The sequence below is a fragment of the Pseudarthrobacter siccitolerans genome, assembly GCF_001046895.1.
Lineage (GTDB): Bacteria > Actinomycetota > Actinomycetes > Actinomycetales > Micrococcaceae > Arthrobacter > Arthrobacter siccitolerans.
On record NZ_CAQI01000053.1, the window covers coordinates 555,567 to 568,884 of the forward strand.

At 67.6% G+C, this 13,318-nt stretch carries 13 protein-coding genes; 6 read left to right on the plus strand and 7 right to left on the minus strand.

The window, feature by feature from the left end; genetic code table 11:
* Positions 1-43: 43 nt before the first annotated feature.
* The 5 genes from ARTSIC4J27_RS19700 to ARTSIC4J27_RS19720 form a co-directional block, all read right to left on the minus strand.
* Positions 44-1,033 carry a ribokinase gene (locus ARTSIC4J27_RS19700; protein ID WP_050056862.1) on the minus strand — a complete coding sequence of 330 codons (990 nt, stop codon included), beginning with the start codon at positions 1,031-1,033 and terminating at the stop codon, positions 44-46.
* Complete coding sequence (uriT, locus tag ARTSIC4J27_RS19705) at positions 1,030-2,457, minus strand: uridine transporter UriT (protein WP_050056863.1); 1,428 nt, start codon at positions 2,455-2,457, stop codon at positions 1,030-1,032. Before uriT ends, ARTSIC4J27_RS19700 begins: the two co-directional genes overlap by 4 nt.
* Positions 2,458-3,549 carry a uridine-preferring nucleoside hydrolase UriH gene (gene uriH / locus ARTSIC4J27_RS19710; RefSeq protein ID WP_050056864.1) on the minus strand — a complete coding sequence of 364 codons (1,092 nt, stop codon included), beginning with the start codon at positions 3,547-3,549 and terminating at the stop codon, positions 2,458-2,460.
* A gap of 206 nt (positions 3,550-3,755) precedes the next feature.
* Positions 3,756-6,254: a beta-glucosidase family protein gene (locus ARTSIC4J27_RS19715; protein WP_050056865.1), complete on the minus strand. Its 2,499-nt coding sequence runs from the start codon at positions 6,252-6,254 to the stop codon at positions 3,756-3,758.
* Positions 6,255-7,565 carry an MFS transporter gene (locus ARTSIC4J27_RS19720; protein ID WP_235436773.1) on the minus strand — a complete coding sequence of 437 codons (1,311 nt, stop codon included), beginning with the start codon at positions 7,563-7,565 and terminating at the stop codon, positions 6,255-6,257.
* 109 nt (positions 7,566-7,674) lie between these two features.
* Between ARTSIC4J27_RS19720 and ARTSIC4J27_RS19725 the strand changes: the two genes are divergently transcribed.
* Positions 7,675-8,292: a TetR/AcrR family transcriptional regulator gene (locus tag ARTSIC4J27_RS19725; RefSeq protein WP_050056866.1), complete on the plus strand. Its 618-nt coding sequence runs from the start codon at positions 7,675-7,677 to the stop codon at positions 8,290-8,292.
* Here the strand turns inward: ARTSIC4J27_RS19725 and ARTSIC4J27_RS19730 are convergent.
* A complete protein-coding gene (locus ARTSIC4J27_RS19730; RefSeq protein WP_050056867.1) occupies positions 8,289-8,504 on the minus strand; it encodes a hypothetical protein in 216 nt (71 codons plus the stop codon). The genes ARTSIC4J27_RS19725 and ARTSIC4J27_RS19730 overlap by 4 nt on opposite strands.
* A gap of 108 nt (positions 8,505-8,612) precedes the next feature.
* Here ARTSIC4J27_RS19730 and ARTSIC4J27_RS19735 point away from each other — a divergent pair, with 108 nt between their 5' ends.
* From ARTSIC4J27_RS19735 to ARTSIC4J27_RS19755, 5 genes are read left to right on the plus strand one after another with little or no spacing between them, the layout of a single operon-like run.
* Positions 8,613-9,218, plus strand: a complete 606-nt coding sequence (locus tag ARTSIC4J27_RS19735; protein ID WP_050056968.1) for a helix-turn-helix domain-containing protein — start codon at positions 8,613-8,615, stop codon at positions 9,216-9,218.
* On the plus strand, positions 9,211-9,951 hold the full coding sequence (locus tag ARTSIC4J27_RS19740) for a B3/B4 domain-containing protein (RefSeq protein WP_050056868.1): 741 nt from the start codon (positions 9,211-9,213) through the stop codon (positions 9,949-9,951). The genes ARTSIC4J27_RS19735 and ARTSIC4J27_RS19740 overlap by 8 nt, the downstream gene beginning before the upstream one ends.
* Position 9,952: 1 nt before the next feature.
* Entirely contained in the window at positions 9,953-10,855 is a 903-nt protein-coding gene (locus tag ARTSIC4J27_RS19745) for an EamA family transporter (protein ID WP_050056869.1), read from the plus strand.
* Positions 10,856-10,886: 31 nt separating this feature from the next.
* Positions 10,887-11,933 (plus strand): LacI family DNA-binding transcriptional regulator, encoded by a 1,047-nt coding sequence (locus ARTSIC4J27_RS19750; protein WP_050056870.1) that lies wholly within the window; start codon positions 10,887-10,889, stop codon positions 11,931-11,933.
* Positions 11,934-11,982: 49 nt separating this feature from the next.
* Complete coding sequence (locus tag ARTSIC4J27_RS19755) at positions 11,983-13,089, plus strand: GTP pyrophosphokinase (protein WP_050056871.1); 1,107 nt, start codon at positions 11,983-11,985, stop codon at positions 13,087-13,089.
* Positions 13,090-13,101: 12 nt separating this feature from the next.
* Here ARTSIC4J27_RS19755 and ARTSIC4J27_RS19760 read toward each other — a convergent pair whose 3' ends face one another.
* On the minus strand, positions 13,102-13,305 hold the full coding sequence (locus ARTSIC4J27_RS19760) for a hypothetical protein (protein ID WP_050056872.1): 204 nt from the start codon (positions 13,303-13,305) through the stop codon (positions 13,102-13,104).
* Positions 13,306-13,318: the final 13 nt, after the last annotated feature.

Genomic DNA, 13,318 nt, shown 5'->3' on the forward strand with positions numbered 1-13,318 from the left:
TGTCCGGGCGGGACCTCATCCGAGGCCCCGCCCGGATAGCTGTTTAGCTCCGCAGTGTGCGCTGCACGTCGGCCATCTCCGGGTACGCCGCCTGCGTCCCCTTCCGGGTGGTGGCCAGGGCAGCAGCCACGGAAGCAAAAGCGGCGGCATCGGCGAGCGCATCGCCGGCGGCGAGGCGCTCGGCGACGGCCCCGGTGAAGGCGTCACCCGCGCCGGTGGTGTCCACGGCAGCCACTTTGGTCGGCTCCACAAACGTGACAAGGCGGCCTGGCGAGGCCAGCGAGTCCAGCACTACCGAGCCGTTCGACCCCAGGGTCACCAGCACCTGCCGGATCCCGCGTTCGGCGAATCTTTCCCGGACGGCATCCCACTGGGCGGCACGGGCATCGGCACCCGGGACAGATGCCCCCGGGCCGAGGAACAGCGAGGCTTCATGGGCATTCACCAGCAGGACGTCCGTCAACCCGGCCAGGGCGGCCGGGATGTGCGCATACGGCGAGAGGTTCAGCAGGACTGTTGCGCCGGCGTCGTGCCCGGCCTGGGCAGCAGCCAGCACCGTTTCGATGCCCACCTCCAGGCAAAGGCACACCACGGCGGCCTCCGCCAGGACGTCCGAGGCTTCCGCCACGTCCGCCGGCGACAGGGTGCCGTTGGCCCCGGCGGAGATGATGATGTTGTTCTCGCCGTTGGAATCCACGGCGATTACCGCGACGCCCGTTGGCTCGTACGACGTCCGGACGTGCCCCACGTCCACCCCGGCACGCGCCGCGGAGGAGAGCAGCATGGCGCCGTTGGGGTCATCCCCCACCGCGCCCACCAGGCTGACGTTTCCGCCCAGCAGGCTGGCGGCCACTGCCTGGTTGGCGCTCTTGCCGCCCGGGTTCACGGCGAACCCGTTGCCGTGCACCGTCTCGCCGGGCAGCGGGAGGCGGTCGCAGTAGATGGTCAGGTCCGCGTTCAGGGAGCCGACGACGACGATCCGGCCCGGCTGCCGGGCGTCACCTTCAGCGGGGGCCGGCTCAGCGGGACTCATTCGGCCACCTCAGCTTCGACCGGCTTGGGGATCAGCAGTGAGGCGGCGAACGCCGCCACCGTCAGCACCAGGCCCACCACAATCACGGTGAGGTAGGACGCCTTCGCATCACCGAGGGCGGACGTTGCCACCAGCACGGCGGGCAGCACCAGGAAGCTGAGGCCCGCGCCGAGGTTGAAGGCACCGGCGTTCATGCCGGGCAGGAAGCCGGGATTGCCGGCGGGCGAGAGGACAACACCGAGTCCGTTGAGCATGATGTTGACCGTACCGGCGTACATGATGCCCAGCAAGACCGTGCCGGCAATCATCAGGGGCAGGCTGCTGAGGCCGAAGAACGCCATGACAGCCAGCGCGGCGATACTGCCGAGGAGCCCGATGCGCAGCACCTTGGTGTAGCCCAGCACGGGAGCGAGCTTGCCGCTGAGCGGCCCCACGATCCAGCCCAACAGCGCGTACGGGGTGAGGATGATCAGCGACATCTCGGTGGGCCCGATGCCAAAACCGGGATTGGCGGCCTGGACGTAGGCGGGGACGATGCCGTTGATGACAGCGAAGATGCCGGTCATGGTCAGGGTGGTGGTCAGCAGCGGCGCCCAGGTGGAGCGCTGGCGCAGGTGCACGGTTTCCACCATGGGCTGGCCGGCCCGCTTCTCCACGGTCCAGAAGGCGTAGAACGCCGCGGCGGACACCAGGACCAGCCCAATGCTGAGTATCAGGGTGCCGGAGGAGAAGGCGCCCACGAGCTTCGATCCCTCGTTCAGGGCAGTCAGCAGGGCGCCCACGGCCACCACGATGAAGAACACGCCCAGCCAGTCCATCCGGGTGCCGGCGGCGGGCTTGCTTTCGCCGGCCAGGAAGGCGATCAGTGCGGTGGCAACCAGCGCCAGCACCACCATGAGCCAGAAAATGCTGCGGAACCCGAAGTGCTCGGCGAAGTAGCCGCCCACAAAGGAGTCAACGCCGGCAACGCCGCCGTTGACAGCCGTGATCAGGCCCATGAGGGTCCCGTACTTGCGCGGGTTGGTGACGGCGGAGCGCAGCATGATCAGGCACAGCGGCACGGTGGGCCCGCTGATGCCCTGGATGATGCGGCCCACGAAGAGCCAGGTCACGTCCGGGGCGAGGGCGGCAATGACCGAACCCACGGCCATCAGCAGCATCATGCCCACCAGGACCTTCTTGCGGCCGATGATGTCGCTCAGGCGGGGCAGGAACAGGGAGAACAGGGCGGCCGCGGTGAAGAACCACGTCTGCGAGAGACCGATCACGGCCTGGTCCGTGTTGAGCTCCTCGCCCATGGTCACCAGGGCCGGGCTGAGCATCGAGGCGTTGAGCTGGAAGGCCACGCAGGCTGCCAGCAGGGCCACCATCAGGGCCGTGACGTTGCCCCGGCCGGTCTTCGCTTCAGTAAGGGTGGCAGTCATTTACTTGACCCCTCCCACGGTGACGTGGGCGCTGTCCTGGTGTTCGACGTCGGCCGCGCGGCCTTCGCTGTTGCTGTCGCCGCTGACTGGCTCGCCGCTGCCGGGTTCGCCGATGCGTTCCAGCGCGTCGGTGACCAGGTTCCAGAACCGTTCGTGGTCCAGGTCCACGGCGACGCTGGTGTGGCAGTCGGCGGGTGCGGGGGCACGGAAGTCGGCAACCGTCATGCCAAGGGTCAGGGTGCCCTGCAGTTCAATGTTGACCGGAACCTGCCGGGTGCTGACGATGCTGGGATCGATCACGTAGGCCACGGCGCAGGGATCGTGGACGGGCGGGAAGTCGAAGCCCTGGGCGTCCTTGTAAGTGTGGGCGAAGAAGTCCATGAGTTCGGTGACGAACTTGGCCGGTTTGGTGCCGATGGCCGCGATCTTTTCCACCACGTCCGGGGTGGCGAGCGCCTGGTGGGTCAGATCCAGGCCCACCATCACCACGGGCCACTTCTCGTTGAAGACGATGTGGGCGGCCTCGGGGTCGATGATGATGTTGAACTCGGCCACGGCGCTCCAGTTGCCCACGTGGTAGCCGCCGCCCATCAGGACCACTTCCTTCACGCGTTCCACGATGCGGGGTTCCTTGCGGGCGGCCAAGGCGATGTTGGTCAGGCCTGCGGTGGGGACCAGGGTGACAGTGCCTGATTCGTGGGCCATCACGGTGTCGATGATGAGGTCGACGGCGTGCCGCGGGTCCAGTCCGATGGTGGACTCCGGGAGGGCGGGGCCGTCCATGCCGGATTCGCCGTGGATGTCCGGGGCGGTTTCGATGCTGCGGACCAGGGGACGGCCGCAGCCGGCGGCGAAGGGAACACCGGTGATGCCGGCGATGGTTCCGACGGCCAGGGCATTGCGGGTGACCTTCTCCAGGGTTTGGTTGCCCACCACGGTGGTGACGGCCAGCAGGTCAATGTCCGGGTTGCCGTGGGCGAGCAGCAACGCTACAGCGTCGTCATGCCCGGGGTCGCAGTCAAGAATGATCTTCTTGCGTTCCACGGATGGCCGTATAAGGGACTGGGTGTTCGGGTCCACGATGTTCTCCACGTCTTTGGGGCCCGCACGAGGTGCATCAACAGCTGTGCGGGGAGCTGAAGCGTTCAGAAGTGATCATGGCACCGTTAGCAACGTCACGTCAAACGCTTGACGTTGGTGCAGGTCAAGCGCTTGATGCCAAGGGGCAAAGGAAAAGAAGAAAGCCGGGCGGGACCCGATGACAATCAGGTCCCGCCCGGCTTGGTGAGCGGCGCTGTTTAGCGCAGTTCGATGTCCAACACCTGGAAGTCGTCCCCTGCGTGGCGGCCCACCAGCAGGCGGAACGTGCCCTGCTCGAAGTTCCAGCCGCCGTCGTAATGGCCGAATGCCTTGGCAGGAATACGCACCTCCACGGAACCTGCGCCGCCGGGCGCAAGGTGCGCGTCGGCAAAGCCGGCGAGCCAGCGGACCGGGCGCTCCACTGCTGAGTCCGGCCGGTCCAGGTAAACCTGGACTACTTCGCGGCCGGTGCGCTTGCCGGTGTTCCGGACGGGGACGTGGACCACCACGTCCTGCCCGGCGCTGACGTACTGCGGCGCGTGGGCTGTTCCCAGTTCGAAGGTGGTGTAGCCCAGGCCGAAGCCGAACGGCAGGGCAGGAGCGGCGCCCCCGGCGGCTTCCTGCTTCAGCCAGGCGCGGTAGCCGATGTGGATCCCTTCGGAGTAGACCACTTTGCCGTCAACCGGCGTGGTGTTCAGGACGGGAACGTCTTCCAGCCTGGCGGGCCAGGTGGTGGGAAGGCGCCCGCCAGGCTCTTCTACACCCAGCAGGATGTCGGCAATGGCTGAACCGAATTCCTGCCCGCCGAACCAGCCCAGCAGCACGGCGCCAACCTTGTCCAGCCAGGGCATGAGGACCGGCGAGCCGGAGTTGACCACCACGATGGTGCGGGGGTTGACGGCGGCGACCGCCTCGACGAGCTGGTTCTGGAAACCGGGGAGGTCCAGGTCCTTGCGGTCGAAGCCCTCGGATTCGATGGCGGCGCTGGTGCCAACCACCACCACGGCAACGTCTGATTCCCGTGCTGCGGCCACGGCGGCGTCGATTTCCGCCTGCGGATCCGCAACTACCGTTTCTTCACCCAGCAGGATCGCCGTGAACGGGATGACCTGCTCGCGGGGCAGCTGGTACTCAGCTTCGATCCGGACGCTCTGGCCGGCTCCGGTTTCGATGGGGTGGACCGTCTTGGGCGGGTCGAAGAGGGCGGCGCCCAGGACGTCGGTGTCGTCCTCGATCGCGCCGTTAAAGACTTCCGATCCGTCCAGTGCAAGGCGGATCTGCCCCACGGTGCCGACGCCGACGTGGTGGAGGGCGGCCGTCTCCGCGGTCCATTCGGCTTCCATCCGGATAGCGGCGGCCCCCTCGGGGATGCCCACCCCGAACCAGATCAAATGCGAGGCAAGCCGGTCCTCCCCGGAAATCACAGAGCCGTCATCGGCGAGGAAGGAAACGCGCATCCCGGGCACGCCGGAAACATGGTTCCACAGGGACGTGCGGGGGAAGGGCTGGAGTCCTTCGGCCACCTTTGCGCCGCGGACGTAGCTGACGTCCACGTTGGCCGGAAGGGCGGCGCGCAGCCCGTCCAGCGGCGAGACGGTGTACTTGGGCATCACGGTGGCGCTGCCGCCGCCCTGGGTGCGGGCTTCCTGGGCGTTGTGGCCGGAAACAGCAATGCTGCCCAGCTGCGAGGCGTCCAGCGGGAGGAGCCCGTCCCGGTTCCGGACCAGCACGGCGCCGCGGACAGCGACTTCCCGGGCCACGGCCGCACCGTTGAGTGGGGCGGGCAGGTCCGTGACGGCAGGAGCGAACCCTTCGAGCGAGCCCACGCGGGCAGCAAGGCGCAGGATGCGGACCACCTTTTCCAGGATGGCAGCCCGGCTCACCCGCCCGTCCTCGACGGCGGCGAGCAGCTTGGGGCCCCAGTGGCCCACCGGACCCGGCATCTCGAGGTCCTGGTGGGCGTTGGCGGCCTCCACCGAGCGGACGCCGGTCCAGTCCGAGACCACAACGCCGTCGAACCCCCACTCGGTGGACAGCGGCGTCTCGAGGAGTTTGTTTTCGCTGGCGGTGGTGCCGTTGATGGAGTTGTAGGAACTCATCACCAGCCACGCGCGCGCCTCGGTGATGGCGTCCTCGAACGCGGCCAGGTACAGCTCGCGCAGCGGACGCTCGTCCACCACGGAGTCTGCGGTGAAGCGCTCGGTTTCAGCTTCGTTGGCCAGGTAGTGCTTGGGGGTGGCCCCCACGCCCATGGCCTGCACGCCGGCCACATAACCGGCGGCCATCACGGCGGTGAGGCGGGGGTCTTCGCTCATGCACTCGAAGTGGCGGCCGCCCAGCGGGGAGCGGTGCAGGTTGATGGTGGGGCCGAGGACGGCGTGGACACCCTTGCGGCGGGCTTCCTGGCCCAGCACCTGGCCGTACTTGCGGGCCGTATCGATGCTCCACGTGGCGGACAGGGCGGACGACGACGGCAAGGAGATGGAATCGTGCCGCTCGTCAAAGTCTTCCCCGCGGACGCCGGACGGGCCGTCGGAGAGGACAACGCGGGAGAGGCCAATGGCGGGGAGGGCGCGCGTTGCCCAGACGTCGGCGCCGGTGAGCAGCTGGATCTGCTGTTCGAGGGGGAGGCTTTCGGCCAGTTCCCGGATGCGCGTCTCAGCGTCCGGCGAGCCTGCCGGCGGAGTGGTTACGGCCGGGGACAGGGTGGGGTTCATTTATTTGACTCCTTTGATGCGGGTGACGAGGACTGCGCCGATGATGCCGACGACCGCCCCGCCGATGAAGAGGGCCGGGTAGCCGCCAAGGGTGATGACGGGGAACGCGATGGCGGGCACGAGGGACTGGGGCAGGGCCTGGGCGATGTTGAAGACGCCGAAGGTTTTGGCGTTCTCGCTTCGGTTGGCGGGCAGGAGGTCGGCGATGAGGGCGACGTCCACTGCGCCGAAGCAGCCGAGGCCGAGGCCGGCGATGCCTTGGCCAACAAGGACCTGGCTGGTGGTGGTGCTGGCGGCGATGACGATCAGGCCGAGCATGATGATGATTGCCGAGGCGATGACCAGGGCCTTGCGCTTGCCGATCCGGTCGCTGATCCACCCGCCGGCAAGGCTGGTGAGGACCGTGCCTGCGGAACTGACCAGGGTGGCCTGGAATACCAGGGCAGTGACATCCGCTTCGGCCACCTTGAGGTGGTCGATGAAGAAGTACGGCAGATAAAGCAGGCTCGCGCAGTAGCCGATGTAGACCAGGAACTTGGTGAACCATGCCCAGCCCAGCCCCGGGTAGGTACGGGGGTTGAAGTAGAAGGAGCCCAGGATCTCCTTCAGGTTCAGGGGCGCGGGCTTGTCCGTGAGGACGCGGTCCTTAAAGGTGAAGGCGAAAGCGATGGCCAGTACGGTGCCGACAATGCCCGGCACCACGGCCATCTGCAGTGCGTTGTCGAAGAGCTGCGCCAGGAAGGCGGCGGCAACCAGGCCAACGGGAAGGGTCATGCCGATCAGGCCGGACAGGCGTCCGCGCTCAGCGGGGGCAGCCTGGTCAGGAAGTGTGGCCACCAACGCGGCGAGGGCGGCGTTGAAGCTGAGCTGCGTCAGCACCCAGGCAAGCAGCACGCCGTTGACGTCCGTGGCAGATCCCAGCAGGAACAGCGATGCCAGCCCGATAAGCGAGCCCCCAACGATCCAGGGTTTGCGCATGCCGAAGCGCGAGGTGGTGCGGTCGCTGAGCCTGCCGAAGAACGGGTTGGCCAGCAGTGCCACCAGGGCTCCGACGCCGGCCACCAGGCTCAGCGCACCGGCCCGCGTGTCCGGCGTGGTGATTTCAGCAACCTTGATGGCGAGCACCACCAGCGCGGGTGCCAGCACGGCCATCCACAGACCCGCGCTTGCGATGGGCATGCCAATGACATAGGCGCGGGGTGCTTTTGCCGGCGATGGCGATGCGCTGACGGCGGTGTCTGCGTTGCTGCTGCCTGGGGCACCGCCGGCCGCAAAAGCGGCGGGATCCCGGGACATGGTCTTTTCGGCCACATTGCCTCCTGATGAAAGCGGCCCTCCGTTGGGCCGTGAAAAGGATCTTATACACAAAAACCGAGTAAGACTAGGTTTTTACGGGAGGCTACTGAAATAAACTGGCGGAATGCCAACATCCAAGCCGCGGGGCCAGTACGCCAAGGGAGCGGAGCGCCGGGAACAGATCATCAGGACGGCCACGGATGTCTTTGCCACCGAGGGGTTCGAAGGCGCGGCCCTGAAGCATGTGGCCGAGCTGGTTGGGGTCAAGGAAGCGACACTCTTCCACTATTTCCGGGGGAAGCAGGAACTGCTGACGGCCGTCCTCGCGGAACGGGACCGGCGGGGCATGGAGGCTGCAGGAGGCGAGGCCGGACTGCGGCTCCTCGCGCCGGTGGCTGAACGGAACCGGAAGGAACCGGGCCTCACCACGCTGTACGCCGTGGCTTCAGCCACCGCGAACGATCCCGGGCACGATTCCCACGCCTACTTCCAGGAGCGCTACGCCCTGCTGGTGTCAGAGCTGGGAGCGGACATCCACCGCCGGCAGGAGGCGGGCGAAGTGCGCAGCGACGTCCCGGCCGAGATGCTGGCGCGGCTCGTCATTGCAGCTTTTGACGGGCTGCAACTGCAGTGGCTCTATGACAAAAACGTGGACATGGCCCACGGCCTGACCCAGCTCACCGATGTCCTGATGGCCCCGGCCGCAGGGGCCAGCCAGTCCCGCTTCAAGACGGCGGATTAGGGCTCGCCGGCGCCGGAGCCGCCGGCTTCCTTTTCATCCCCGGCCTCATGGTGTTCGGCTTTGTGGCGGGCTTCCTGGAGGTGGTGCTCCAGCTTCTCCTCGGCGTCACGGCGGCGCTGGCCGACCGTCCGCATCTGCTGGGTGGTGGGTGCTGCGTGCGCATGCTGGTGCGGACCAAGGTCCCGCGGGTTCCCTCGGCTGGTGTCGCTCATAAGGGCATCGTCCCACCGCGGAGGCCGTTCAGGAAGACCTGCACCACTCCTCTTTCACCATTGCAGCTCCACTCGCTTAATGCACTCAAAGTGCAGTATTCTGCACTTATGGACAAAAGCACATCTGCCCTTGCTCTCGCCATCGGCAGCCGCGTACGCCAGGAACGGCAGGCACGGGGATGGACCCTCGACCAGCTCGCCGATGCCGCCGGGGTAAGCCGCCGCATGGTGGTCAACGTCGAGCAGGGCGCCGCCAATCCCAGCGTGGGCACCCTGCTGCGGATCAGCGACGCGCTGGGCATCGGGCTGCCGGCGCTGGTGGACGCCCCGCGCCCCAGGCCCGTGACCGTCACCCGGAGCGGTGACGGGGCCGCCCTGTGGACTTCTGCCGCCGGCGGCCGCGGCGTGCTGGTGGCCGGAACGGAGTCACCGGATGTGGTTGAGCTGTGGGACTGGACCCTGGGCCCGGGCGACAAGCACGAGAGCGAAGCCCACGCCCCGGGAACCAAGGAACTGCTTCAGGTCCGCCAGGGTTCCCTCACGGTGGTGGTGGCCGGAGAGACCTATGTCCTCGGCGCCTGCGACGCACTGTCCTTCCCCGGCGACGTGGAACACTCGTACGCCAATGCCACCCCGGAGCCGGTGAACTTCTCCCTGGCAGTCTTCGAGCCCGGTGTGGGCTCGGCGCATCACAAGGAGGCACCTGATGCGTGATGCCAAGGTGCTGCAGGAATTTCTGGCTGGAGCACACGTCGATGGCGCCGTCTTCTCGCTCCGGCCCGACTACCGGGCCGTCCTGCTGGCGGTGGACGGGCTGGTCCCTGGCGCCAGTGATGAGGCCGGCGAAAAGCTGCTGCAGGAGGCGGAGGCCGCAGCCCGCGCAGCACTCGAGGGCAGGACGGTGGAGGACCTTCCGCACGTGGCCGCCTGGCGTGAGGCCTACAAGGCCTTTGGCGCCAAACCGCAGCGCACGCGCAACAGCCTGGAGGCACTGCTCCGCCGGGCAGCTTCCGGCCTGCCGCGGGTGAACCGGCTGACCGACCTTTACAACGCGGTCTCCGTGCTGCACCAGGTTCCGCTGGGCGGTGAGGACCTGGCCGGCTACGCCGGAGCGCCGCGGTTGTTCCGCGCCGCCGGAACGGAATCCTTTGACACTGTGGCCGGCGGAGATGAGGTGCTTGAGCATCCGGAGCCGGGCGAGGTGGTGTGGGGCGATGACGACGGCGTGACGTGCCGGCGCTGGAACTGGCGCCAGGGCCGGCGCACGCAGCTCCAAGACGGCACCACCGCAGCATTGTTCATCCTGGACGCCCTCGAACCCATGACGGACGACGCGCTTCACGCCGCGGCGGACTACCTCGCCGCCCGGCTGGAACGGCTCGGCCCGGACGTTGCCATCGCCAGCCGTCGCCTGGCCGCACCCCATGACTCCAATGAAGGAAACTGAGATGACCCAGCGAAGCGACTCATTTAGCATTCCGGTCCCGCCGTGGGGGCTGGCCGTCACTGCGATCCTGTCGGTCCAGCTGGGCTCGGCCCTGTCCGTGAACATGATTGAAACTGTGGGACCCGGCGGCACTGCCTGGTTGCGCCTGAGCATGGGCGCGATCATCCTCCTGGCAATCGGACGCCCGCCGCTGCGCTCCATCCGCCGCCCGGATGTGCTGCCGCTGCTGGGCCTCGGGGTCACCACCGGTGTGATGACGGTAGGGTTCCTCGCCGCGGTGGAGCACATCCATCTGGGCACCGCCGTCGCGATCGAATTCCTCGGTCCATTGACGGTGGCTGCCCTCCGCAGCCATAACCGCAAAGCCCTCGCGTGGCCGGCTTTGGCGCTGGTGGGCGTAGTGCTGCTGACCCAGCCGTGGCAGGGGGACTTCAACCTGGTGGGGGTTGCCTGGGCCTCGCTGGCCGCCGTCGGCTGGGGCTTCTACATCCTGCTGACGCAACGGATCGGCGACCGGTTCACCGGCATCGGCGCGCTCACCCTCACCGTGCCCATCGCCGCAGTGGCGGCCGCCGTCGTCGGAATTCCCCAGGCCGCCGGGCACCTCAGCCTGGACATCCTGGCCGCTGCAGCAGGGCTGGCCCTCCTGCTGCCGGTGCTGCCGTTTGCCCTGGAAATGCTCGCCCTTCGCAGGATGACGCCCACCGCGTTCGGGACGCTGATGGCCCTCGAACCCGCCGTCGGGGTCCTCCTGGGGCTGCTCATCCTGCACCAGCAGCCCTCTGCTGTCCAGGTGGCGGGGATCCTGCTGGTGGTCTTTGCCGGCGCAGCCGCCCAGCGCGGCGGCCGACGGCTGCGTAAAGAGAGGGAAGCCAGCCCGGCCGACCTCGACTTCGTAGGCTGAACCGCCACGGTCCAGCTACTACCATCGAGGTATGGAATCCGCGGAACAGGTGCAGCAGCCGGCGCGTTCGCGGCGGATCACCGCGGCGATGGTCGCCGCCCGGGCAGGCGTGTCCACGGCCACCGTCTCGCTCGTGGCCAACGGCAAGACGGCGGGCCGCGTCTCCGAGGATAACATCTCCAGGGTGCGGGACGCCATCAGCGAGCTTGGCTATGTGGTGGACGGCATCGGCAGTTCGCTGGCCAAGGGCGTGAGCTCCATTGTGATCCTGGTGGCCCCGGATATCTCCAACCCGTTCTTCGCCAAGGTGATTGCCGGAGTCCGTGAATCCCTGGGTTCCCAATACCAGCTGCTGCTCTCGGTCACCGAGGCGGGCGAGTTCCCCGAGGCCGACGACGTCCGGCGGCTGATGTCCCTCCGCCCGGCCGGGCTTCTGGTGGACGCCCCCAACGCAGGCTTCCTCGAGGACCTCGCCTCGCCGTCGCCCCTTGTCCTGCTGGACGCCCCCGGGCTGGCGGGATACGCGCCATCGGTCAACCTGGACGTGGCCAGCGGGGCGCGGGAACTCGCCGCGCACCTGGCCTCGGCCGGGCACCGGGAGGTGGCGTATGTGGACAGCGTCACCGGCACAGAGACCTTCGCCCTCCGGCGCGAGGCCTTCCTGGATGAGGCCACGGCCAGGGGCATCAGCGTGGGTACGGGGCGGATCATCAGCACCACCATCGACGTCGGCGCGGCGGCTTCCGCGTTCGCCGACGCCTGGCCGGGGTGGCAGCGCGAGGGGGTGACCGCCGTCGTCTGCGGTACCGATACACATGCCTACGGGGTGCTGCAGGAGGCGCGGGTGGCCGGGGTCCGGATTCCGGAGGAGCTGGCGGTGGCGGGTTTCGATGACCTCCCCTATTCGGCCACGAGCAATCCCGGCCTCACCAGCGTCCATCTGCCTGCCACTCCCCTGGGCCTGAGGGCCGGGGAGCAGCTGCGCCGCCTGATGGAGGGGAAGCCGCTGGAGCAGAACGAGGTCACGCTGGAGAGCTCGCTGGTGGTGCGCGGCTCCACAGCTGCCGCGGAACGCTGAAGGTTACCGCCGCCGTCGTTCTGTCAGTGCCCGGCCGTAAGCTGGGATTATGCCAAGTAACTGGGAGAGCCTGGACGCGGACCTGCGCGAGTCCGTACAGCGGAACGTGGAGATCTACGAGCGCGTCCGGCCTGCCCTGAAGCTGGTCACGCGGGATGTCCTGCTGCTGATGCGGGACATGCTCAAGGACAGCGAGGTCACCCCGCTGTTCGTCACCGGGCGCACCAAAACGGTGGAATCGTTCAAGGAGAAGATCTCCCGGATTGAGGAGCCGCTGGAACCGGGCGGCCCGCCGGTCCTGAAGTTCCCGGACCCTTTCCGGACCCTGAACGACATGGTGGGCATCCGGGTCATCACCAAGCTGCCGGCCGAGAACGCCGCGGTGGCCAACATCATCAAGCGCCAGCGCCAGCTGTTCGACTGCCGCGGGGACCGGGAGAAGGACATCGGCTCCATTGAGTCGGGAACGTACGGGTATTCGAGCCGGCACCTGATCTTGCGGACCATCCAGAACGAGGCCGTCAAGGAGTACCAGCAGGTCTTCAACCCGGACGCCCAGCCCAACGGCAGCTACTTTTTCGAGTGCCAGATCCGCACCATTTTCGCGCACGCGTGGAGCGAGATCGAGCACGATATCCGGTTCAAGGCCGAGGACCCCCGTGCCTGGACCCCACACTTCGACCGGCAGTTCACCGCCACCGCCGCGATGCTCGAGACGGTGGAAACGGCTTTTGCTGACCTGCATGAACGCTACGAGGAAGTGCGGAGCTTCTGGGACATGGACGGCGAGGGTGCCGCGCCGCTGACGCCCAACCGGATCCGGGATGTGTGGCGTACCCTGCTCCCGCACGTGGACCGGAAGGTGGACGACGATTGGGGCTGGGCCGCTGAGCTGCTCGCCGCGCACGGCCTCAACCAGACCATGCAGCTGGCCGGTCTACTGAGCGCCAACCGCATCACCGAGGTCCGCAAGGCCCTGGACCACCGCTACTCCCCCGGGCCGGACCGGCTGCTCGATGACCTGCTGCTGTGGCAGTACGGCACCAAGCACATCGACCTCACCGCCGAAGCGGTCGACGCCGTCCCGCACCCCCGGCGCGACAGCCTCCTGCGGCGGCTCAAACAGATCGAAAGGTACCGGCTGACCAAGAAGTAGGGGCTTGGCGGCTCAGCGTTTGTCGCGGTCGGCGAACTCCTCGTCCAGTTCGTAGTGGCGGAACTCCGTTTCAGGGTTCGGTTCGCCGTCAACCACTACTTCGTGGTCAAGCTGGCGTTGGACCTGGCTATCGAGCACCTGCAGTTCCTGGTCCGGGACCTGTTCCAGGTCCTCTGGGAACGAGTCTGCCGGGGTAAGGTGCAGCTTGTTATTCATGTGAGCCCGCCGA

What these genes read in the sequence shown, in the direction of transcription:
- ARTSIC4J27_RS19730 (WP_050056867.1), bottom strand. Translation starts at nt 8,504, where the DNA reads ATGAGCGACACCAGCCGAGGGAACCCGCGGGACCTTGGTCCGCACCAG.
- ARTSIC4J27_RS19735 (WP_050056968.1), top strand. Translation starts at nt 8,613, where the DNA reads ATGGACAAAAGCACATCTGCCCTTGCTCTCGCCATCGGCAGCCGCGTA.
- ARTSIC4J27_RS19750 (WP_050056870.1), top strand. Translation starts at nt 10,887, where the DNA reads ATGGAATCCGCGGAACAGGTGCAGCAGCCGGCGCGTTCGCGGCGGATC.
- ARTSIC4J27_RS19725 (WP_050056866.1), top strand. Translation starts at nt 7,675, where the DNA reads ATGCCAACATCCAAGCCGCGGGGCCAGTACGCCAAGGGAGCGGAGCGC.
- ARTSIC4J27_RS19700 (WP_050056862.1), bottom strand. Translation starts at nt 1,033, where the DNA reads ATGAGTCCCGCTGAGCCGGCCCCCGCTGAAGGTGACGCCCGGCAGCCG.
- ARTSIC4J27_RS19745 (WP_050056869.1), top strand. Translation starts at nt 9,953, where the DNA reads ATGACCCAGCGAAGCGACTCATTTAGCATTCCGGTCCCGCCGTGGGGG.
- ARTSIC4J27_RS19715 (WP_050056865.1), bottom strand. Translation starts at nt 6,254, where the DNA reads ATGAACCCCACCCTGTCCCCGGCCGTAACCACTCCGCCGGCAGGCTCG.
- uriT (WP_050056863.1), bottom strand. Translation starts at nt 2,457, where the DNA reads ATGACTGCCACCCTTACTGAAGCGAAGACCGGCCGGGGCAACGTCACG.
- ARTSIC4J27_RS19740 (WP_050056868.1), top strand. Translation starts at nt 9,211, where the DNA reads ATGCGTGATGCCAAGGTGCTGCAGGAATTTCTGGCTGGAGCACACGTC.
- ARTSIC4J27_RS19760 (WP_050056872.1), bottom strand. Translation starts at nt 13,305, where the DNA reads ATGAATAACAAGCTGCACCTTACCCCGGCAGACTCGTTCCCAGAGGAC.
- ARTSIC4J27_RS19755 (WP_050056871.1), top strand. Translation starts at nt 11,983, where the DNA reads ATGCCAAGTAACTGGGAGAGCCTGGACGCGGACCTGCGCGAGTCCGTA.